Raw genomic sequence first — 22147 nt, 5'->3', positions numbered from 1 at the left:
AAGAATCCCCCATTTAACAGTTACTTATCTGTAAAGTATAACATAGTTAGTTAATTTAATTAATATAGTCAGATCGACTAAAAGAGACTCGATAAACGAAAAAAATAGGCTGCGAACTTTCAAGTTTGGCAGCCTATCTTATAATACTAATGGATTGTCCGTTACTCAACATAGTCTCTTGAATAAATCCGTACAGCTTTTACATATAACCGTACAGTTCAACAGTTCGCACCCTTAGATCATCAAAATCTCCCGAATATCCTCCTCCGTTAAGGTAGAATTCCCTTTCTCGCTCGGATCAATAATTTCCTCTATTAATTCTCTCTTTTTCTCCTGCAGCTCATTCATTTTTTCTTCGATTGTCCCTCGGGTAACCATTTTGATCACTTGCACAATATTGGTTTGACCCATTCGGTGCGCTCGATCCGCTGCTTGTTCTTCAACTGCTGGGTTCCACCAAAGATCATAAAGGATGACAGTGTCTGCACCTGTTAGATTGAGACCTGTCCCTCCTGCTTTCAGAGATATGAGGAAAAGGTTCCGTTCGCCAGCATTAAATCGATTGGTAAGTTCTAAACGTTCTTCTGATGGGGTTTGTCCATCAAGATAGAAAAATTGCAGCCCCTGAACAGCCATTTCCCTTCCAATCAGCTCCAGCATTTTCGTAAACTGCGAAAAAATCAAAACCCTTCTGCCCGCTTGCCTTGATTCTTCAATAATCTGCAGCAGCTGATCAAATTTTGCCGAACTTCCCTTATAGCCATCAATGAACAATGACGGGTGACAGCAGATTTGCCGCAGCCTTGTTAAACCTGCTAGGATTTTAATTTTATTTTTTCGAAGAGTGTCTTTATCTAGATGTTTTAGGGTGTCATGCCGTAGTTTTGCTAAATAAGCTGCATACAGCTTCTTCTGTTCTGGCAGTAGTTCGACTAAATCGATCGATTCAATTTTTTCTGGGAGTTCTAGAAGCACATCTTCCTTCAACCTACGCAGTAAAAATGGCCGGACCCTTCTTGCAATCTTCTTCCGTGTTAAATGACTGTATTCCTTAAGTCCTTGAAAAAGTTCCGGAAATACAACATGAAAAATAGACCACAGCTCTTCCAGCGAATTCTCTACTGGTGTTCCTGTAAGAGCAAATCGGTGATCGGCCTTGATTCTCTTCACCGCTCTTGCCGTTTGTGTAATCGGGTTTTTAAATGCCTGTGCTTCGTCAAAAAACACGGTGTGGTAAGTTTGTTTCTCGAACCAAGCAATATCCTTTCGCAGTAATGGATAAGAGGTAATGACGACGTCTGCCACTCCCTTCCCCTTCTGTTTTACCTGCCTCTCTTCTCTACTTCCATCGACAATGACAGCTCGTAAAACAGGAGCAAATTTCTTTATTTCACTAAGCCAGTTATAGGTCAGTGAAGATGGACAGACAATGAGAATCGGAAGCTTTCTTTTTCGGATGATTTGCAACTCCGAAAGAATAAAGGCAATACTTTGCACGGTTTTCCCAAGCCCCATATCATCTGCTAGAATTCCACCAAATCCATAGCTGGCAAGTGTTTTCATCCATTTATAACCATGAACTTGATAGTCTCTCAAAACCGGTGCTAACAATTCAGGGACCTCAAACTCCATCCTCCCCGGATTACCTATTGTTTCTAGAAACTGACGGAACGACTCCTCTAAAGTAAACGTATCATTGTCTTCAACAGAGTCAATCAGCTTCATTCCGCGAACAATGGGCATGTTCAAACCTGCTTCTAAATCCTCAGCCTGAACGGGAACTGCCTGTAGAAACCGGTTGATTTCCTCAAACTCTCTTGTTTCCAATGAAAGAAGGGAACCATTCCGGAGCCGGTAATATTTGCGTTTTTCCTCAAGCGCGGCCAAAACCTCTTTTATCTGTTTCTCCGGGATTCCATCCATTTCAAATTTGAATTCGAGCCAATTGGTCCGCTCTTTTTTTACCTTTACCCGTATCTTCGGAATAGTATTTTCTCTAAAAATCCTGTTTCGTACAGACGTGGTCGCATAAATTTGTACCAGCTTTTGCAGTTTGGGCACCACATGATACAAAAAATCATACTCCAGCTCCTCGTTATGTAAATAATAACCGCTGTCTGTATGCGCAAACGCGCTCTCCTCCATCAGTGCCAGGATTTGATTTTCCTTTTCCAGATCCCTGATTAGTATGGGGCCCTTTTTCTGCTCCCTTGGGTTATCCAATGGGTTTATCACGATATTTTCATAATGAAACTCTAAACCAGCTAACAGCCGATTTTTAACACGATCCAAGTAAAGCTTGGCAATCAAAGGCGTCTTCTTATATCTGTCAGTTACGTTATAAGGCAGTTCCACCTCACCTAGCTTTTTTAAACCAGGGACCACTTTTTCTAAAAAATAATCCATTTGGTCATGGGGTATTTCGATTTGATTGATTTTTGACTCGTCTAACATCCTTTTTAGATCTGCCAATCGTTGGCAGTCACTTTCTTCCATTCGAATGAATTTACCCTTATATAGAACAAAGCTGTAGGCTTCCAAGACAAGTAAATGGTTCAACCCTTTGATTCTCAGATGATACCCTTTGGTTCCAAATGATGAAAAGACAAACTTTAATGGAAGTAATTTTTCTGTTAGGTCAAGACCTGTATATGTTTCCCCTTCATATTGAACGTTTACTGCAGGTGCTTTTACCAATAATGGAAGCAGCTGCTCCCAGGAAGATGGTGGAATAAGCAGCTGGTCGAATGCAGAAGGATTCTTTAAAGTTTCTGGCATTGTACTGACATAAGCTTTTTCATCTTGTAGCACGGTGCCAAGCTGCATAATCACATCATTTGTTTCTGTTTGAAAACAATGCTGATTTGGATCGAAGGTGAAAGTGTCAGCAAGAATACTAGAATGCCCTTCTTTTATCCCAACAAGGAACTCTCGAATATTATTGACTTTTACATGGTCAATCTCCATTTGAATTCCAAGTAATTCAATGCCTTTTCGGATTTCCACTGGTTTACATAAAAACGCTGCTCCAAGTACTTTTCTATTCTCAAAATGAAGCTGATGACCGCTTGAACGTTTAGGCTGGTCGGTAAAAATGGTGAGCAGTCCTTTGGTCAGCTCTTGTTTGGCTGCTGAATCCATTTGACTTCCAGTCGTCACGACTGGCGTTGTGCCTTGCTGTTGATGTTCATAAAGCGCCAGTAATACCGCCGCGATATGCTGACATTCTGTTTTCACCGACATGAGTGTTGGACAGTTGCATGACGTCCGAAGGGTTCCAGTCTCTTCTATATTTACAGTGACATAAAAATCTTCCGTTCCCTTGACACTTGCCACACAACGAATAGGACTATAATAATCAAAAGAAACCTTTCCCGCTCTATAAAAAGAATCCCCTCGTTTAAAGGAGACAGTTCCGCACATTTCTTTAATCTGTTTATGAGTGATAGTAGTATTCAAATGTCCCGCTCCTCTCCAAGGGATATATTAATCAATAAAAAGTGACTGTCCACCCCAGGCGTACAGTTGTACACCGACGGTGCCTGTCACCAATATTTTTTCACTATTATTTTTCGCCGCTATATTTCCTTACTCCACATATTGTACATTAAGTTCGGTTGCTGCGTTGATTTTTAGGTCTTTGGGAACTTTTAGGTAAAGGACGCTGGTTCCTTCGTAGATGTTATTTGAATGGCTGAAGGTGCTTTTTCCTGTAAATTGGTTAATTACGAATGGTTGTTGGAATTGGGTGAATTTTAGTTCTAATCTCTCTGGATTCTGTATTCTCATCTCATTTTTCTCAATTTTGATTTGAAGTGGTTTTTCTAAATCCGAGATGTCCATGCCATTAACACTGGACTCCGATTTTAAGTAGACCGCATCAATTCCGCCATCATTCACTGTTTTTCTTTTTACAATGATCGACGTTTCGATATATTCTTCATTTGGAGCAATTATTGCAAGTTGTTGATTTTGATACTCCAGATTCCATGTCTTTTTGATATAGTTACTATCCACCTTATCAATATTCCCCGCAAGTGCTGTCTCGTATAACTCGATACCCGCACGGTCTAGATTATTTACATCAATGGCTTTGTCAATTTTTTCGTCCTCCGGCAGCAAGGGACTTAAGCCAGCACAGATGACCAGGATGGCTAAATATCCACCAAAAAGCCAGCGAATTGGCTTACCAAAGAAGTAATTATTCCTACCGCTGCTCTTCGACATTCTTACTATGGCAATTATGATAATTAAGATGATTAATAGAGGTATAATAGAAACCATCTACCTCACCTCCAATCGATTCGATAGCAGCATCGAGCTAGAAAAAAGCAGAGTAACCAAAATTACTATTTTTATAAAAAATAAAGCGAAGGATGACTCCATAAAAATAAATTTAATCATATCTTGAAAAAATCCCCCATCCATACTTCCCGCTCCAAGCACAATCATTCCAATGAATACACCCGGTACCAAAACAACAAATACCCTATTAAGCTGGACAAGGGTTCCAATAAAATAACCGATTGCAGTACCAAGTAAAACATAGAGAATGGTAGCACCAAAACCAATAATCATTTCAGATGCAGCAATGGGACTCGATAGATATTCAGCTCGCTCCAATACATACATCAATACTTTCATTACATAAGTGGACATGATGGCCGTTATGCCACCAATGATACTCGCAGTTAACAAGAACAACATATTAGAAAAATTACTGCTTATTCTATTTGTAATAAATACAAAATCATCATTTCTGTATGCCTGAGTAGTGATAAGAATAGCAGAAATAATCGCCCAAACAATCGTGAAAGCAATCACTATATCTGCAGAATAAAAATGGACATTCACTCCAAGCGTATTACTGCCTCCTCCTGACATCCCAACACCGTTAAAGGAGAAAAGTATTCCTAACATCTGAATAAAGACCAGGGACATAAACACCTGAATATATGCCCGAAGCTTATAGATATATTGCTTTTTAACAATATCAAACATACTAATCTTAGATAAAGACATCATCGATTCCCCCTTTCGTTTTACTTGTTACATACACACATACATCACTTGAAGAAACCGGCATAAAGGTAAGCCCTGCGTCTTGTGACTGAAGCTTTTCATACTCAGTAAAATCATTCCTGACCACTGCATACATACGATCTGGACCGATGGTTTTTAAATGGATGACCTCTCTATCCTGTATCCATTCTTTCACATGCGCAGTCAATCCCTGTACGCCAATCGCCCAGCCTTTTAAATCTGCCATTGGCATATGAAGATATTCTTTCCCATCTTTTAACAGCAAGATGTCTTCTACTAAATCCTCAATCTCATTTAAGTGATGGCTAGAGAGTAAAATGGTTCGGGGATAAGCAAGGTAATCTTTTAACAAAGCCCGATAAAAATCCTTTCTTACTGCTGCGTCCATCCCGGTTGTCGCCTCATCAAACATGGTTAAGGCACATCGCGCAGACAAACCTACGATCATATTAAACGTGCTTTTCATCCCCTTTGAAAGGTCGTTATACTGTTGGGCTGGATGAAAGGAAAAGTAGTCAAAAAGACGAATAGCAAGCTCGTGGTCCCAATTTTCATAAAAGGTTGCTGCCACATTTAATATTTCTTTTAACGTTAATGCGGTTGGAAAATTCATTTGATCATTTATATAAATAACATTGGCAGAAACAAAGAGATTGTTAAACGGCTTTTCGGAAAAAACCTCCACTTCTCCTGCTGTTTCTCTCATAAAGCCGGCAATGATTTTTAGAAGCGTTGTTTTCCCCGCACCATTTCGTCCTATTAAACCGGTAATCTTATTTTCCTCTATGGTAAATGAAAGATGATCAAGTGCTTTTGTTCCCTTATAAACCTTGGTCAGTCCTCTGCAATTAACGACGTTCATTTCCCCGCCTCCCCTGTTTTTACATTGCGAATCATTTGGATCAATTCCTCTTTGCTTACATCTAACCGTTCCGCTTCCATTACTATTTCAACGACTAATCGCTTTAGGGTTTGATCCTTTCGTTTATTCGTGATGATTTCTTTCGCATTACTTGCCACAAACATTCCAAGTCCACGTTTTTTATATAAAATGTTCTCCTCGACCAGCAGCGTTAATCCCTTGGCTGCCGTAGCGGGATTAATCGTAAACATTTCTGCAAGCTGATACTGGGAGTAAATTTTTTGATCACTTTCAAAATTTCCGTTCAGAATCTCTCTCTCCAGCCACTCTGAAATTTGCAGATAGATCGGTTTTGTTCCGTCCATATTAAGAATCAACCCAATTCCTCCTTTCTGATATAGTACATTACTGTTGTAATGTACTATATCACTATTTCCGTCGGGAAACAACAAATATTGAATATTTTCCCAGTTATTAATAAACAAAAAAAAGAAGACAGCTGCAAACTGTCTTCCGTTCTATTAAGCTGCCTTATTTTTGTTATAAATATCAAACGCAACAGCCGCTAGTAAAACAAGTCCTTTAATGGCTTGCTGCCAGTCGATACCTAAGCCAATTAAGGACATACCATTGTTCATAACACCCATTACAAGACCACCGATAATCGCACCGGGAACAGTACCGATACCGCCATACGCGGAGGCGCCTCCAATGAAACATGCTGCAATGGCATCTAATTCAAATAGGTTACCCGCCTTCGGAGTTGCAGCATTCAGACGTGCAGCAAAGATTAACCCCGATAACGCTGATAGTACACCCATATTAACGAATACCCAGAATGTAACTCTCTTGGTCTTTACACCTGAAAGCAGCGCTGCTTTTTCGTTTCCGCCAATTGCATAAATATGGCGGCCAATAATGGTCTTTCTCATAACGAATGTATAAACAAGAATTAATACTGCTAAGATAATTAAAATATTGGGGATACCATTATAAGTCGCAAGCACATATGAAAATACCAGAAGAATAGCTACCAAAACTGCTAGTTTTGCAACAAATACACTTGTTGGAGAAACATCAAATTGATATTTCATTTGAGTTCTTCTATTCTTCAATTCTGTAAAAATTAAAATAACCGATAATAGGACACCAATCACAATGGTTAAAAGATGGGTTTCTCCTCCTCCAAATAAATCCGGAATAAAGCCTGAACTCATACCTTGAAATGACTTTGGAAATGGTGCAATCGATTGTCCCTGCAAGACAACCATTGTTAAACCTCTGAACAATAACATCCCAGCGAGAGTAACAATAAAGGCTGGTATTTTAACATAAGCAATCCAAAATCCCTGCCAAGCTCCGATGACCGCTCCAATTAATAATGAAATAATGATAGCAAGGGGTGTTGAGACATGATAGGTAACAATTAATATTCCAGCTATGGCCCCGACAAAGGCTGCAATCGATCCTACAGAAAGATCAATATGACCTGTAATAATGACTAATACCATACCAATTGCTAACACTAAAATGTAACTGTTTTGTAGAATTAAGTTTGTTATATTTAAAGGCTTTAAAAGTATGCCCTCCGTTAAGATTTGAAAGAGCAGCATAATAAAAACTAATGCAATAATCATACTTGATGATCTTAAATTTTTCTTCGCCATGCTTACTAGCGTTTGCATTTTTTTACCCCCTCGTCTTCGTCATATATTTCATAAGATTTTCTTGAGTGGCATCTTTTCTGTCTACTTCTCCAGTGATTCTGCCTTCACTCATTACATAGATTCGATCACAAATCCCTAAAATTTCCGGAAGCTCAGAAGAAATCACTAAAACACCTTTGCCTTCATTTGCTAATTGATTAATGATGGTATAGATATCAAACTTGGCTCCAACATCAATTCCACGGGTAGGTTCGTCTAAAATTAAGATTTCAGGATTAGAAAAAATCCACTTACTTAATACAACTTTTTGTTGGTTCCCCCCACTTAGGTTCCCAGCAGATTGCCAAATGCTCGGTGTTTTGATATTTAATTTTTGACGAAATTTTTCCGTTTCAATAATTTCTTGATTTTCGTTAATGACATTATTTTTAGAGATAGAAAACAAACTTGGAAGTGAGATATTTTTTCTAATATCATCCATTAAAATTAAACCGTTTCCTTTTCGGTCTTCCGATACATAGGCCAGCCCTTTTTTTATCGCCTGGTCGACACTTTTAAACTGAACTTCCGCACCATTCAAGTAGATGTTCCCGCTAATCTTCTGCCCATATGTTTTACCAAAAAGGCTCATGGCAAGTTCTGTTCTTCCGGCACCCATTAAACCAGCGATTCCAACGATCTCACCTTTTTTAATTTTAAAATTAATATCATCCAGCACTTTGCGCTCACTATGCAAAGGATGATAAACATTCCAGTTTTTCACTTCAAAAATAACGTCTCCAATTTTAGGCTCTCTTTTTGGATAACGATTGGTTAAGTCACGCCCAACCATACCTTTAATGACACGTTCTTCTGTAATGTTTTCACCATGAACATCTAACGTTTCAATTGTTTGTCCGTCACGAAGGATTGTAATTGAATCCGCTACTTTTAAAATTTCATTCAATTTATGTGAAATAATGATAGCTGTAATTCCCTGCTTTTTTAATTCTAGTAATAAATTCAAGAGATTCTCACTATCATTTTCGTTTAATGCCGCAGTCGGTTCATCCAAAATTAGTAATTTTACTCGTTTAGATAGTGCTTTTGCAATTTCTACTAATTGCTGCTTACCAACACCAATATCGGTTATTTTTGTGTGAGGGTTTTCAGACAAACCTACTTTTGCTAATAGTTCTTTTGTTTTAAGAGTCGTTTCGTTCCAATTGATAATACCTTTTTTTGCCTGTTCATTACCTAGAAAAATATTCTCTGCTATTGATAAATCCGGTATTAATGCTAATTCTTGATGAATAATAACAATTCCTAAATCTTCACTTTGCTTGATATCCTTAAACTCGCAAATCTTTTCTTCAAAAAGAATATCCCCACTATACGTTCCAATCGGGTATACTCCACTTAATACCTTCATTAAAGTTGATTTTCCTGCACCATTTTCGCCCATTAGTGCATGAATTTCCCCTTTTTTCACTTGCAAATTAACATTCTCAAGTGCTTTAACGCCCGGAAACTCTTTTGTTATACTCTTCATTTCTAATATAATCTCCGACATTCTAACACCACACTTTCATAATGTAATAAATGAGGGCTCTTTTCTTGAAAAGAAAAGAGCTTGCAACTAGATTCACAAGCGGAAAATAACTATTCCCGCGTTAAAATCGTCTTTAAGATTTTAACAACCATCGTTACGAAAACTGCATAAATGATTTAGTGGTCTTATGAAAAAACCACTAAATCATTTTCTAGGATTCTCTATTTAAGATCGTCTTCGCTCCAATAACCGCCATCAACTAATACAGATTTATAGTTTTCGATATCAACAGATACAGGCTCTAATAGATAAGAAGGAACGACTTTCTTTCCATTGTCATATGTTTCTGTATCATTCACTTCCGCTTTTTCACCTTTTAATACCGCAACTGCCATTTCTACTGCTTTCTTAGCTAGTTCACGAGTATCTTTAAATACTGTTTGTGTTTGCTCACCAGCAATAATTGATTTAACAGATGCTAATTCTGCATCTTGTCCTGTAATTATTGGAAGCGGCTGGCTGGCAGAACCGTAACCGATTCCTTTTAATGAAGAGATAATTCCGATACTAATACCATCGTATGGTGATAGAACTGCGTCCACTCTTTCAGAAGCATAGTTAGCACTTAATAGGTTATCCATTCTGGATTGAGCAGTTGCTCCGTCCCATCTTAAAGTGGCAGCTTGTTCGAATGAAGTTTGTTTACTCTTTACGACTAACTTTCCAGATTTAATATATGGCTGTAAAACTGACATTGCACCATCAAAGAAGAAGTATGCATTATTGTCATCCGGTGAACCTGCAAATAATTCAATGTTGAATGGGCCTTTTCCATCTTTTAATCGTAATTTTTCTTCAATGTAAGTACCTTGTTGTACACCGACTTTAAAGTTATCAAAAGTTGCATAGTATTCAACGTGCTCTGTATTTTTGATTAAACGATCATAGGCAATCACTTTGATTTTCTCATCGTTCGCTTTTGATAAAACGTCTGTTAGTGCTTCACCATCAATAGAAGCAACCACTAGTACGTCGACACCCTTTGTGATCATGTTTTCAATTTGGGAAACTTGGTTTTCAACAACATCTTCTGCATATTGTAAATCTGTTTTATATCCTAATTTTTCAAACTCCTTTACCATGTTGTCTCCATCATGTACCCATCTTTCAGAGGACTTTGTCGGCATTGCAATTCCTACATAACCTTTTTCAGCGTCACCAGAAGATTCTTTACTTCCGCATGCAGCAAGTATGAACATCATGGTTAACAACAAGATTAATGAGAGCATTTTCTTCATTAGTCTTCCACTTCCCTTTTAAGTAGTTTTTATGAGTCAGGGTGTTTTCCTGTCTCTAAAAAATAATAACAGTGCATCCAAATCCAGTCTTTTCAAAAAAATGACTATTTTTATAAAAAATTAACATTCTTTTAAACGCTTACATTTTAAACGCAAAAAAGAGCTACTAAAAAATAGTAACTCTTGTGGAAAAGTTAAAATAAATGGCAGCTCATTATTTTTCAATAGACTGCAGCGTTAATCCTTTACGATATTGGTTCGGAGACACCCCTACAAATTTCTTAAATGCCGTACTAAAATAATGCTGAGATGCATACCCTGTCTGCTCTGCAATCTCAACCATATGCATATCCGTTGTATATAATAGTTTAATAGCTTTCTCGATTCTCTTTTGGGTAACTAAACCGACAAAGGATGTCCCCAGCTCTTGTTTAATCGTTCTGCTTAAATAGACAGGTGATACTTGTAACAGCTGGGCAACCATTTCTAATGTAAAATCAGGATTTGTAAACGATTCAGTAATAATATTTTTCGCCCTTCTTACGATAGGAGAAACAGGAACCTCAGCATATACTTTCTTTAAACAGCTTTCATAAACAAAAGGAACATTATCAAAATCCCCTGTGACTGTTTCCGTATGAATTGTAACCGAAACGTCTAGATAGTTTTGAATGTTCTTTTCGAGTGTTAAAAATAATTCATCGTACTCATGTCCCCATAATAGGATAAAAAGTAACCCAGAAGAGGGGTCACCAAAAACGAGCCTTGGTTCCTTTTCAAATATTTCTAACACAATGTTCTTTACCCCAAATAGGATTAATTCTTTATCCGACTCTGTTATAAGCTGCTGTTTACTTTCAAATTCCTGACTTCGGATACAAGCTAGCAAATTGGGCCTTTCCTCGGGGAGTCCCCAAAATTGCAACTGTTCCTTGACCTTTTCTCCTGTAAAGCTCCTAGCTATCCAGTTTCTGCAAAACTGCTCTTGAATAATAAACGTATTTTGTACTATTTGATTAGAAGCAACCTTTAAAAACTTCCTTTGAGCAGCCAAAGATTTAAGTGCTTCACCTATTTTTTCAAGGATATCCGTTAAATTATCGGGTTTAATAGGCTTTAAAATATAATCATCCACTTGTAGCCGTAATGCCTCCTGAGCGTACCGAAATTCATCATATCCAGAAATAACTACTACTCTGCAATGCGGCAGGCTTTTGCGAATATTTTTAATTAATGTTAATCCATTCATAATTGGCATATTTAAGTCAGCTAAAAGAATATCAATTTCATATTTTAACGCTAATTCTAAAGCTTCTTCCCCATCTTCTGCTTCTGCTGCAACCTCCATTCCAATTTCATTCCATTGAATCGAATATCGAATGCCTTCTCTAATTATCGGCTCATCATCCGCAATTAAAACCTTTAAATACTCCTGCAAATATAACACCCCATTATGTCCATTGTTGTCATTGCTCGGTATTTATTGGAAGTAGAATTTTTACCATTGTACCTCTTCCCTGGACACTTTCAACACTTATTCCATACGGGTCCCCAAAGGTTAATTTAATTCTGGCTTGTACATTCATGACTCCGTAACCGATAGCTTCCCGATTTCTTGTTTCTTCAAGACTACCAAAAGAAACAGCCAAACTTTCATTTAATCTGCAAAGTCTTTCCTCGGGTATTCCTACACCATCATCTTTTACATAAATGACTAAATTCCCTTCAGCTACTTCACTAGTAATAGTAATATATCCAGGTCCTCGCCGTTCCTTAATCCCATGATAAATTGCATTTTCCACAATAGGCTGCAGCACTAGTTTTACAACTTTTATATTGTTTAGTTCAGGATTTATTGAAATACTATAATTCAATTTATCCTTATATCTTGCTGTCTGAATTTTAAGATAACTATAAATATGTTCAATTTCATTTTCTAATGAAATGATGTCATTTCCTTTGCTTAGTCCAATTCTAAAAAGCTGTGATAAAGATTCCACTAGTTCCGCAACATCCAATGCCCCTTTTTTTCGAGACATCCAATTAATCGTATCGAGCGTATTATACAAAAAGTGTGGTTTAATATGCGCTTGAAGTGCCTGTAATTCTGCCTCCCGCTTTTGCCGGCCCTGAATTTGCATTAAGGAAATAAGCTTGTTAATTTGTTCAATCATCGTATTAAAGCTTCTTCCTAACATACCAATTTCATCCGCACGATTACCCCTATAACGAGTTGATAAATCTCCTGATTCTACCTTTTTCATAATTCTATTTAATTGATTTATAGGCCTAGACATCGAATAAGACAAATAATAGGAGGCACCAATACCAAATGCAAAAACAATAAATAAAAAGCTAATAACATAAAAGTTAACTTGTCGAACCTCCATAACAGATTCCGTTGTAGAAAATACCCCGATTGTCGTCCAATTCGTAAAAGGAGACTTCCTATAAATAAACTGCATGTTTTTCCCATCTATTTTTTTTGAGAATGAGTTTGGTGAGTCTTCTTTAAACCAATTTAGCTGAATCCTATCTACCAGCGATTCCTGCGGGGAATAAATGACCTCACCCTCATCATCAATAACCATCAAATAACCTGATTTACCTAAACGAACATCCTCAATTATTTCCGAGATTACTCGTAATTTTAAATCGATTAAGACGACACCAATCACCTTTTCCGTTTCAGGATCTACTATTGCTCGTGCACCTGCAACAATTTCATTATCTGTATAATTGATATGAGATTTCAAGCTTCTGTCTGCAGGATGACCAATAAATTTAAAAATGCCTTTATTCTCTACTGCGTCTTGATACCATCTTTCTTCCGTCAGTGATTTGATATTTCTGGGATACAACTCGTTACTAAGATACTTACCTTCATTATTTACCACAAGGATTCCTGCAATTTCAGGATTAACCGTTGTGAAACCTTGCAAGAATTTCTTAAGTTGATAATTATCATTTGAACCCTGATATTCCTCACCTTGTAGAAAACGAATAATATCTGGATTGAAAGAGATTAAATAAGAGGCATCCTGCATAGTTTCTCCGTAAGATTCTAGTGACTTATTTGCCTGCCCAATTAATTGGAGTGTATGCTCAGATGCTTGTTTTTCAATAATTTTATCTACTGCGATACTTACTAAGGAACCAAAACCTATAGAAGGGAGAATACTAATTACAAGTAATAGCGCAATTATTTTGGAACGAATTGGTAAATCATTTATTTCAAATGATTTTACTTTTTTCAACATTATCACTCTTTTCTAAGTTGCCTTACTTCGCATAATAGCTGTCAACATTCTCTTTTGTCACAACTGTTATACCCGTGTCCATTTTCGGTGGTGATTGATTATTGGCTATGGACTGGGCACTTTTCGGTTCAATTAGTCGATGTTTAAGTTCAAACAAATATTGTAATGACCAAAAACCCATATTCCAGGTCCCCTGAGCTATTGTGGCGGATATGGCTCCTTCTTTCACCATATCTAAAGTTTGTTTATCCGTATCGAAACCAATAATTTTTACTTGTTTGTCTAAATTTAGAGTTTTCGTTGCTTTAGCAACCCCAACACCGCCATTTGCCTCTGTTACAAACACACCTTTTAAATCAGGATGTTCTTTTAAAATATCAACCGCCAAATTTCCTGAAACTAACTCATCACCTTTTCCGTCTTCAATCGCTACCACTTCAATATTAGGGTACTGCTTCTCCACGGTCTCTTGAAATCCCCTCGTGCGATCCATGTGATTTTGTTGATTTGGTAAGGAGATCACGGCGACCTTCCCACTATTGTCTATTAAATCAGCCATTTTATGAGCTACTGTAACACCTGCATTATAATTATCAGTTCCTAAAAAGGAATAAGCTCTACTGTCGGGTGCATCAGAGTCAAACATGACAACAGGAATCCCTGTATTAATAGCTTTGTCAATGGTTGCACTTAGCGCATCTGGGTGCATCGAAGAGATTGCAATCCCTGATGGTTTCCTAGCTATTACCTGTTCAAGAACTGTGATTTGCTCATTCACGTCATATTGTGTTGCTCCTCGATATTCTACGGATACATTTAGTCCTTGTGCAGCATCCTCAAATCCTTTAACGACATTTTTCCAATAATCAATTCCAACTAGGAATGTAACCATGACATATTTTTCATCTATATCCCCCTGTAGTCCTTCCCCTTTCCAATTAGAACTTGCAGTCAATTCCTGTGATTGATAGTTTACTAAATATATAAGAAAGGCACTGATTAAAATAACATAAACGAAAATAAGCTTTTTCACTTGAAACCCCTTTCAAAAAACTATATTTAAAGGATTTAGCAAAATCTATTATACAATGTTTCCTGCCATTTGCGATTAGTATATTATTGAAATGTTGCAACTTGGTGTTATATTTTGATTATTCCCAAATAAAAAAGAGACATTAGGTTACCCCAAGTCTCTTTTCATCTTTAAATTGCTAGAAGTTAATTTTCATTTTAACCGTATTTGATTTCCTGATGGATCGCTGGTTAAATAATAATCCGCTTCTTTTTGTGTAGGGAAGCCTAATAGCTTTAGTTGTTTGACAGCACTTTCTCTTATTGCCTCATCCGGAAAGACGAGTGTATACCAATGTAAACCAACACTATTTTCTGGCGGTGTAGCTGCTCCCACTCCCTGCCAAGTGTTAATGGCAATATGGTGATGGTAACCGCCTGTTGATAAAAAGACCGCTTGTGGATAATGGCTTACCACTTTAAATCCGAGTCCTTTTGTATAAAATTCTTCTGCCTTCTGTAAATCTCCCACGTGGAGGTGAATATGGCCCATGATTGTCCCCGCAGGCAAGCCCGTCCATTCTGCATTACTTTCAGCTAATATCCCATTTCCATCGAGTTCTACCGTAGCCATATCCACTAACCCATTATTCCAAGTCCACTCCTTTGAAGGGCGATCCCGGTAGACTTCAATCCCGTTTCCATCAGGATCGGTAATATAAAGTGCTTCGCTAACATAATGATCGGCAGCACCGAGCGGGTATCCAGTACTAAGAAAATGACGTAAGAAGACGGATAAATCAGCACGGCTAGGAAGCAAAATGGCAAAGTGATAAAGCCCCGACATTCGCCCTTCTTTTGGTATCACATTTTCAGGCTGTTCAAGTGTAAGTAATGCAGTTTTCCCATCTGTGGTTAAAACTGCTTTCTGATCTGTTTTTTCTAAAACTTGAAAACCAATTAAGTTTTGATAAAAAGTTAATGCCCTATCTAAATTTTCCACTTTGAGCGTAACTTCGCCCACATAGATATTGGGTTTTTGATGAAAACCTTCCATTGTCTAGATCCCTCCATTTACCTTATTATTCAACAATCCATAAAAGTAATTCAAATTATCTGTTCGACAGCGATTTAAATAATAAGCGCAGCTGTTACAAAACGTAAGATGACTTTTACCACAATCGGTTTCAGCTTTTCAGCTAACCGTACACCGATTTGCGCACCAGTCAATGAGCCAAGGAGAAGGGCAATTGTAAATGGCCAAATAATTTTCCCCGAAGCGATATACGAAATTGCTGCCCCAAAGCAGCTTGAAAAAGTGGCAAGACGGACAAGACCCACTGCGCGAATATACGCGATATTCAAAAAGTCAAATAAATACAGCATAAGCGTTCCCTGGCCAGGTCCGAACAGTCCATCATATATCCCAATTCCATAAAGCCCCGTGATACTGATCTTATTCATTTTTAAAGGCTCTTTACCGGTGAAATTTCCTTTTCCAATAAACGATGTACTGAAGGCGAAAATGAGTAGAACGAGTGCAATGATAAACATATACTCTCCTGACAGTTTGGAGGCAATGAATCCGCCAGTTATCCCGCCGCCTAGACTAACGGGGATGATCCAACATGATTCCTTAAGGGAAATTTCCTTCTTTTTCAATAGGTGATAGAAGCTTGAAAAGGAACTAATCGTATTCGATACCTTGTTTGCCCCAATTGCAGAGTGAACGGGTATCCCCAAAATCAGCATAGCAGGAAGGCTAATTAACCCGCCTCCTCCAGCCAGAGTACCGAGTGTAGTGGCACAAATGCCGATAAAGAAAAGGAAAATGTACTCCATTTGGCCCACCTCCTGTTTGTTAATTACAGTATAATCCATCCATATCCTTCAAGAAATTTGTTATTTTTTATGAAAAAGAATAAGAAAATCTTATCAATTGTATAAACTATATCTTTCGTCATTTAAATCGGCCTTTTTGACCATTTTTCTAAAATTTACAGATAATTAAAACACTTTAAAACTTCTTAACAAATCTTTACACTCCCTTAATTAACATTGAAATCGGGACTGCCTATAATCATAAGTGAAGTTATTAAACCAGCTAAAAAGGGAGAATGATTAAATGGATCGCCGTTTATTTTTAACATATGTTGGAAGCAGTACTGCCGCACTGGTTGCCGCTTCATCAGGAATTGGAGCTTTAACCGGAAACGCTATGACTGGAAACCATTTACAGAATGGACAACCATCGGGTAAGGGCAAATCACTTACTTCACCATTCAAACCAATTAGTCGCACCTGGGAAAACGATGTGGTACTTCCAAATGGATATGACTATTCGATTATCGCTTCCTATGGAGATGTCATTAACTCAAAGGGCGAGAAATTTGGAGATGCCGCTGACCTTACAGTCTATTTTCCTATTGATAGTTTAAAAGGCGGAAACAATTCCGAAGAAGGCTTAATCTGGGTGAATCATGAGTTCCCGGAACCAGGAAACTATATGAAAATGTTAGGAATCAATGAATCTACTTTTAAAAAGGAAAATCTAGCAAACTATCCTGAGCTTCTTAAAATGGAAAAAGAAGCAGTCGGCGGATCTGTTATTCACGTTAAGAAAGAAAAAAATGGATGGAAGCTTGTAGTAAATGATACATATAATCGCCGAGTTGATGGCAATACTCCGATTGAATTAACGGGTCCAGCCCGCGGAAGCAAATATGTAGCAGGTGCTACAAGTGTTGTCGGCTCATTAGGCAACTGCTCTGGCGGTCGTACTCTATGGAATACCGTTCTTTCCTGTGAGGAAAATACAGAATATGGCGATGACTATGGCTGGCCGAATTTTAACGATAATCATTATGGCTGGGTTGTAGAGGTGGATCCGTTTGATCCTGCTAGACCTGTTCGCAAGCATACTGCCCTTGGCAGATTTGCACATGAAAATACAGCAATGGGCTTAACCAATGATGGCAGAGTTGTAGTATACATGGGTGATGATAAAGGTGACGCGTGTTTCTACAAATTCATCAGCAATAAGAAATTCATTCCTGCTAGTCGTGAAGCCAACTTCGATATTTTAGAAAGCGGAACTTTATATGTGGCCAATATGAAAGATCAAAAATGGGTTGCGCTTGACTATGCAACAAATTCTACTCTTCAGAAACAATTTGCTGACCAAGCGGATGTTTTAACAAATGCACGTGCAGCAGGTCTTGCCGTTGGCGGTACGAAATTAGATCGTCCGGAAGATGTAGAAATTCATCCTCATGACGGCACTGTTTTCTTAGCATTAACAAACAACACTGGTCACGGTAATTTCCATGGTCAAATTGTTCGCTTTGTTCCTGCAAATGGCGACCATGCTAGTGAAGCCTTCACATTTGAAGTATTTGTTGCTGGCGGACAGCAAAGCGGGATTACTTGCCCAGACAATCTTCACTTTGACAGCAAAGGGAACCTATGGGTTGTTGAAGATTTTGGTGCATCCGAAACGAATCAATATGCTGCTTATAAAAACTGTGGTGTGTTCATGATTCCAACTGATGGAAAAGAATACGGGGAACCTTTCCAATTTGCCTCAGGTCCAAAAGGCAGTGAACTAACAGGTCCATGGTTAACTCCAGATGAAAAAACATTATTCCTAGATGTTCAGCATCCTGAGACCTGGAATCCATACCCTGGTCAAACCTTTGGACGCTCTTGTTTAGTAGCTGTCCAAGGCGGTAGCTTTAAATAAGATAATGCGAAAGGAGTCCATTCTCACCATGTTTGTATGTTCCAACCACGTAAAGGATGCCTTGGGGCTTATGTATGTTCCACACATTAAATTGATTCCTGAGGAAGAAGGCAATCGCTGCCATCTTTGTAAGTGCAAAGCAAAATATAAGCTTTTTCAATATTGCTACCAAAGGAATTTGACAAGAAAAGCTATGTAAAGGAGGTAACAATCCATGCTTCAAAATATCGGCATACCGGGATTAATTCTCGTTTTAGTGATTGCCTTAATTATTTTCGGACCATCCAAATTGCCTGAATTAGGCCGTGCGGTTGGTTCCACACTGAAGGAATTTAAGAAGTCTACCCGCGATCTTGTTTCAGATGATGAATCTGATAAGGTGAAGACTAAAAAAGAGATATAAACTATTTCTTAGGAAGATGTAGGCAGAATCAGGTGCTTGCATCTTCTTTTTTAAGGAGGATATATAATGGCTAAGCCACAGGATATGGATCTGATTGGACATTTTGAAGAATTACGTAAACGTCTTATTATCATACTAGGAACCTTTTTGGTATTGTTTATTTTAGCCTTTGTTTATGTACAAGATATTTATCAATGGATTGTGAGGGATATAGAAGTACAGCTGGCCATATTAGGTCCGAGTGATATTTTATGGGTGTATTTACTGCTCGCCTGTGTCGTATCCATTTCGGGAACGATTCCTATGGCTGCCTATCAAATTTGGCTTTTTGTTCGTCCGGCATTGAAAGAAATGGAGCGTAAAGTAACTTTAGCCTATATTCCAGCTTTATTTTTTCTGTTTATTATCGGAATTAGCTTTGGGTATTTTGTCATTTTCCCAATCGTGTTTCAGTTCCTTCTTTCCTTATCTGAAGACATGTTTATGACCTTTTTCACCACAGAAAAATACTTTCAGTTTTTACTGCATATGACCCTGCCATTTGGATTTTTATTCGAACTTCCCGTGGTGATCATGTTTCTGACAAGTTTAGGAGTCTTGAACCCTTACAGATTGCAAAAAATTCGTAAATATTCCTATTTCGTGCTTATCGTAACAGCCGTCTTAATCACGCCGCCTGATTTACTATCAGACGTTTTGGTCATCATCCCGCTCATCTTTCTATACGAGTGTAGTGTATTACTATCGAAGGTGGTGTACCGCCGGAAACAAAAGGTCAGCTTGGCTGCTTAGTTTTTTAGTGTTGAATTAATTTTTTTTGGATCTTAAAGACAAATCTCTTTAAAGCTGCTAGAGTTTTGTCTTTAAGAACCCCGATTAAGGACTAATCTCTACAACACTACTATTAGTTTTGTCTTCAAGAACCCCGATTGAGGACTAATCCCTCCAACACTACTATTCGTTTTGTCTTTAAGAACCCCGATTGAGGACTAATCCCTCTAACACTACTATTCGTTTTGTCTTTAAGAAGCTCGATTAAGGACTAATCCCTCTAACACTACTATTCGTTTTGTCTTTAAGGAGCTTGATTAAGGACTAATCTCTTCAACCCCCCTGTTCTTTTTTTCTATTATGAAAATAAAATGGTTAAGGGAGTTTTATTTGTTTAGGAGGAATTGTTATGAAGATCTTGCGACTTGGACATGCGATGTATGTACTAAAAAGTAAGGTAGGGAAAAATTATTTGATTGATCCTTTTTTTGATTTGAATCCTGGTTTTCCTGAGGAGTTAAACACCGCTGACTTCTATCAATCTATTGACTGTGTTTTACTGACACACGGCCATTTTGATCATTCGAGCGGATTATCGAAAATAGTGGAGCACAAACCGGAGATGATGATTATTGCCCAGTATGAATTGGCGCTCATTCTTCTGCACCAAGGGATTAAAAATGTTCTTCCTATTAATTTTGGCGGTTCCGTTTCATTTGATGATGTGACAGTAACGATGGTGCAGGCAAGACACTCCTCCTCCTATGGAGAAACAACGGGTGCTCCGGTATATGCCGGGGAGTCAGCGGGGTATATATTTGATTTTAAAAATGACTATACTCTTTATCATTCAGGCGACACCGCCTTAATGGCAGATATAAAGCTGATTCAAGATGTTTACCAGCCTGAAATCGCCATCCTGTCTTCATCAGGACATTTTACCATGGGACCAAAAGAAGCAGCCTACGCAGTAAAAAATCTATTAAACGTAAAATATGTGATACCTAGCCATACCTTCCCTACTACTGAGACAGCAGCATCACCCGAATCCTTGGCGCAATTATTACAGGCTTTCCCTGTAGTGAAATTCATGATAGATAAAGATAACGAGTTAAAAGAACTCCTAAAGGATTACAAAAAAACAGCCGTAATCCCGCTTGGTTACGGGGAAGAACGAGAGTTTGTTTTAAAAAAATAATGGTGCCTGTCACCAAGGTGAACACTGTCCACTTAAGCGGACAGTAGTTAAACAAAAAAAGGATACTGCCGCTGGCTAAGTAGTTCAGTTTTTGTAGAGAAAATCAGAAATAACATTAGACATAGAGTACTAAATCACATAAGGCTTAGCACTCTATTTTTTTGTTGTTAAATCAACGCTAAAATCAATAAATTGGTTGACTGGATTAAGGTCAATATCGGTGCAAGAGTTAAAGATCCAGCTGCCATTTCTGGTACATATCGTAGTTATCCCCAAAAAAACACATTACTTCACTAATCGATGTTAAACCAGAAGATAAAGATGTGCTGACCGATTTAATTTCAGTGATTCAGAAAGTATCAAAACAAGTAAACGACAAATACGGTGCTTGTACTGTATCAACCTATATAGGTGTATCAAAGCAATAAACATATGCATTGGCACCTTCATTATGGAAATCGTTTATAATATTTAGATGGTACTTGGTGCTAAAAGATAACAGATGAAGATCGCTGCGGCGATCCTTTTTGCTGTTGAACGGGGGTATATAAAATAATGAACAAGTGCCCTCTATATAATGGGCACTTGTTTTAACTGAACAAACTTTAATTTTGATCTAAACCAAGTGTTTGTTTCATTTTAGAAACTGCTTGATCTAATTCCTCATCTTGCACAATGGTTATATCAGTGTCCCATTGTTCTCCTAAAGGTAATTCAAATTGGAAGTTCTCGGCATAGGGTGCTGGACGGCCTAATACATACTCAACAATTTCCTTTGCGATAAAGGCTCTTGCTTCTTCGGGAGTACGTTTACCCGTAACGATTTCATGCATCATATTTAAAGAGAGAGTATTTGCCCCTTCATTATCGCAGTGGACAGAAACTTCACCTTTTGTACGGTCAATAACGATACTACCTTCCAGCTGGGCAACTAATCCTATTTTATCTGCTGGCACATGATAATCAATGAATTGTTCAAGTACGTCAGTGTGGGGCTCAGGGAAATCATGAGGTACCTCATCGCGAAAGGCTATAGTTCGTTTCCAAGGTCCATTGTTATACCAGATTAAACAGCTTGAAGTTGCTTCATTGGGGGGGCCATAAAAATTAATTGTATTTTCAGCCGCCATTTTAGAAGTAGCAGGCCATTCCTCAATAATCTTTTTTGCATCCTCCAAATTAATTAAACCTGTCGAGCCTTTTTCTCTACCATACCCTTTTGCATGTAGCTTTTGATTACTAACCATTGCAGTTGTTGCTAATTTTAACCGATCTTCAGCTGGGGCTTCACTTGCAGCTGTTTTTTGTGAATTATTATCCATTTGCGAATCTCCTCCAATTGAAATAAATATATAGTATAT

General features: G+C 38.0%; 18 protein-coding genes. 4 read left to right on the top strand and 14 right to left on the bottom strand.

Annotation, left to right across the window (positions count from 1 at the left end; all coding sequences use genetic code 11):
- Window positions 1-234: 234 nt before the first annotated feature.
- The 13 genes from AC2TFD_RS03555 to AC2TFD_RS03495 form a co-directional block, all read right to left on the bottom strand.
- Window positions 235-3459 carry a DEAD/DEAH box helicase gene (locus AC2TFD_RS03555; protein WP_484674988.1) on the bottom strand — a complete coding sequence of 1075 codons (3225 nt, stop codon included), beginning with the start codon at window positions 3457-3459 and terminating at the stop codon, window positions 235-237.
- A 129-nt stretch (window positions 3460-3588) separates the two neighbouring features.
- Complete coding sequence (locus AC2TFD_RS03550; protein WP_335516664.1) at window positions 3589-4284, bottom strand: hypothetical protein; 696 nt, start codon at window positions 4282-4284, stop codon at window positions 3589-3591.
- Window positions 4285-5022: a hypothetical protein gene (locus tag AC2TFD_RS03545; protein ID WP_484674987.1), complete on the bottom strand. Its 738-nt coding sequence runs from the start codon at window positions 5020-5022 to the stop codon at window positions 4285-4287.
- Entirely contained in the window at window positions 5009-5905 is an 897-nt protein-coding gene (locus AC2TFD_RS03540; protein WP_484674986.1) for an ABC transporter ATP-binding protein, read from the bottom strand. The genes AC2TFD_RS03545 and AC2TFD_RS03540 overlap by 14 nt, the downstream gene beginning before the upstream one ends.
- Window positions 5902-6282 carry a GntR family transcriptional regulator gene (locus tag AC2TFD_RS03535; RefSeq protein ID WP_335516673.1) on the bottom strand — a complete coding sequence of 127 codons (381 nt, stop codon included), beginning with the start codon at window positions 6280-6282 and terminating at the stop codon, window positions 5902-5904. Before AC2TFD_RS03535 ends, AC2TFD_RS03540 begins: the two co-directional genes overlap by 4 nt.
- Window positions 6283-6426: 144 nt before the next feature.
- A complete protein-coding gene (mmsB, locus tag AC2TFD_RS03530; protein ID WP_335516675.1) occupies window positions 6427-7590 on the bottom strand; it encodes a multiple monosaccharide ABC transporter permease in 1164 nt (387 codons plus the stop codon).
- Between the two features lie 4 nt (window positions 7591-7594).
- Window positions 7595-9124, bottom strand: coding sequence for a multiple monosaccharide ABC transporter ATP-binding protein (gene mmsA, locus AC2TFD_RS03525; protein WP_335516676.1), 1530 nt, complete (start codon window positions 9122-9124; stop codon window positions 7595-7597).
- A 200-nt stretch (window positions 9125-9324) separates the two neighbouring features.
- The gene (gene chvE, locus AC2TFD_RS03520) at window positions 9325-10401 is read right to left on the bottom strand and encodes a multiple monosaccharide ABC transporter substrate-binding protein (RefSeq protein ID WP_484674985.1); all 1077 of its coding nucleotides are present in this window, start codon (window positions 10399-10401) and stop codon (window positions 9325-9327) included.
- A gap of 214 nt (window positions 10402-10615) precedes the next feature.
- Entirely contained in the window at window positions 10616-11848 is a 1233-nt protein-coding gene (locus tag AC2TFD_RS03515) for a response regulator transcription factor (RefSeq protein ID WP_484674984.1), read from the bottom strand.
- Between the two features lie 19 nt (window positions 11849-11867).
- The gene (locus tag AC2TFD_RS03510) at window positions 11868-13661 is read right to left on the bottom strand and encodes a sensor histidine kinase (protein WP_484674983.1); all 1794 of its coding nucleotides are present in this window, start codon (window positions 13659-13661) and stop codon (window positions 11868-11870) included.
- A gap of 22 nt (window positions 13662-13683) precedes the next feature.
- On the bottom strand, window positions 13684-14694 hold the full coding sequence (locus AC2TFD_RS03505; protein ID WP_484674982.1) for a substrate-binding domain-containing protein: 1011 nt from the start codon (window positions 14692-14694) through the stop codon (window positions 13684-13686).
- Between the two features lie 192 nt (window positions 14695-14886).
- Window positions 14887-15729 carry a VOC family protein gene (locus AC2TFD_RS03500; protein WP_335516692.1) on the bottom strand — a complete coding sequence of 281 codons (843 nt, stop codon included), beginning with the start codon at window positions 15727-15729 and terminating at the stop codon, window positions 14887-14889.
- 74 nt (window positions 15730-15803) lie between these two features.
- Window positions 15804-16514 (bottom strand): sulfite exporter TauE/SafE family protein, encoded by a 711-nt coding sequence (locus AC2TFD_RS03495; protein WP_484674981.1) that lies wholly within the window; start codon window positions 16512-16514, stop codon window positions 15804-15806.
- A 283-nt stretch (window positions 16515-16797) separates the two neighbouring features.
- On the opposite strand from AC2TFD_RS03495, the gene AC2TFD_RS03490 reads away from it, so the two are divergent.
- The 4 genes from AC2TFD_RS03490 to AC2TFD_RS03475 all read left to right on the top strand — a co-directional run bounded on the left by AC2TFD_RS03490 (window position 16798) and on the right by AC2TFD_RS03475 (window position 20786).
- Window positions 16798-18414, top strand: coding sequence for a PhoX family protein (locus tag AC2TFD_RS03490; protein ID WP_484674980.1), 1617 nt, complete (start codon window positions 16798-16800; stop codon window positions 18412-18414).
- Between the two features lie 214 nt (window positions 18415-18628).
- Window positions 18629-18817: a twin-arginine translocase TatA/TatE family subunit gene (locus AC2TFD_RS03485; protein ID WP_335516702.1), complete on the top strand. Its 189-nt coding sequence runs from the start codon at window positions 18629-18631 to the stop codon at window positions 18815-18817.
- A 66-nt stretch (window positions 18818-18883) separates the two neighbouring features.
- Window positions 18884-19609: a twin-arginine translocase subunit TatC gene (tatC, locus tag AC2TFD_RS03480; RefSeq protein ID WP_484674979.1), complete on the top strand. Its 726-nt coding sequence runs from the start codon at window positions 18884-18886 to the stop codon at window positions 19607-19609.
- Between the two features lie 388 nt (window positions 19610-19997).
- Window positions 19998-20786 carry a metal-dependent hydrolase gene (locus tag AC2TFD_RS03475; protein WP_484674978.1) on the top strand — a complete coding sequence of 263 codons (789 nt, stop codon included), beginning with the start codon at window positions 19998-20000 and terminating at the stop codon, window positions 20784-20786.
- Between the two features lie 605 nt (window positions 20787-21391).
- Here the strand turns inward: AC2TFD_RS03475 and AC2TFD_RS03470 are convergent.
- Window positions 21392-22108, bottom strand: a complete 717-nt coding sequence (locus AC2TFD_RS03470) for a hypothetical protein (protein WP_484674977.1) — start codon at window positions 22106-22108, stop codon at window positions 21392-21394.
- Window positions 22109-22147 lie beyond the last annotated feature (39 nt).

This window comes from Neobacillus sp. plas4, assembly GCF_057221695.1.
Note: the sequence above shows the minus strand (reverse complement) of the source record. Positions and strands in the feature narration are given on the sequence as shown.

Coding starts and splice junctions, on each gene's coding strand:
- AC2TFD_RS03490 (WP_484674980.1), top strand. CDS start 16,798: ATGGATCGCCGTTTATTTTTAACATATGTTGGAAGCAGTACTGCCGCA.
- AC2TFD_RS03500 (WP_335516692.1), bottom strand. CDS start 15,729: ATGGAAGGTTTTCATCAAAAACCCAATATCTATGTGGGCGAAGTTACG.
- AC2TFD_RS03510 (WP_484674983.1), bottom strand. CDS start 13,661: ATGTTGAAAAAAGTAAAATCATTTGAAATAAATGATTTACCAATTCGT.
- tatC (WP_484674979.1), top strand. CDS start 18,884: ATGGCTAAGCCACAGGATATGGATCTGATTGGACATTTTGAAGAATTA.
- AC2TFD_RS03470 (WP_484674977.1), bottom strand. CDS start 22,108: ATGGATAATAATTCACAAAAAACAGCTGCAAGTGAAGCCCCAGCTGAA.
- AC2TFD_RS03475 (WP_484674978.1), top strand. CDS start 19,998: ATGAAGATCTTGCGACTTGGACATGCGATGTATGTACTAAAAAGTAAG.
- AC2TFD_RS03485 (WP_335516702.1), top strand. CDS start 18,629: ATGCTTCAAAATATCGGCATACCGGGATTAATTCTCGTTTTAGTGATT.
- mmsB (WP_335516675.1), bottom strand. CDS start 7,590: ATGCAAACGCTAGTAAGCATGGCGAAGAAAAATTTAAGATCATCAAGT.
- chvE (WP_484674985.1), bottom strand. CDS start 10,401: ATGAAGAAAATGCTCTCATTAATCTTGTTGTTAACCATGATGTTCATA.
- AC2TFD_RS03495 (WP_484674981.1), bottom strand. CDS start 16,514: ATGGAGTACATTTTCCTTTTCTTTATCGGCATTTGTGCCACTACACTC.
- AC2TFD_RS03545 (WP_484674987.1), bottom strand. CDS start 5,022: ATGTCTTTATCTAAGATTAGTATGTTTGATATTGTTAAAAAGCAATAT.
- AC2TFD_RS03540 (WP_484674986.1), bottom strand. CDS start 5,905: ATGAACGTCGTTAATTGCAGAGGACTGACCAAGGTTTATAAGGGAACA.
- AC2TFD_RS03550 (WP_335516664.1), bottom strand. CDS start 4,284: ATGGTTTCTATTATACCTCTATTAATCATCTTAATTATCATAATTGCC.
- mmsA (WP_335516676.1), bottom strand. CDS start 9,124: ATGTCGGAGATTATATTAGAAATGAAGAGTATAACAAAAGAGTTTCCG.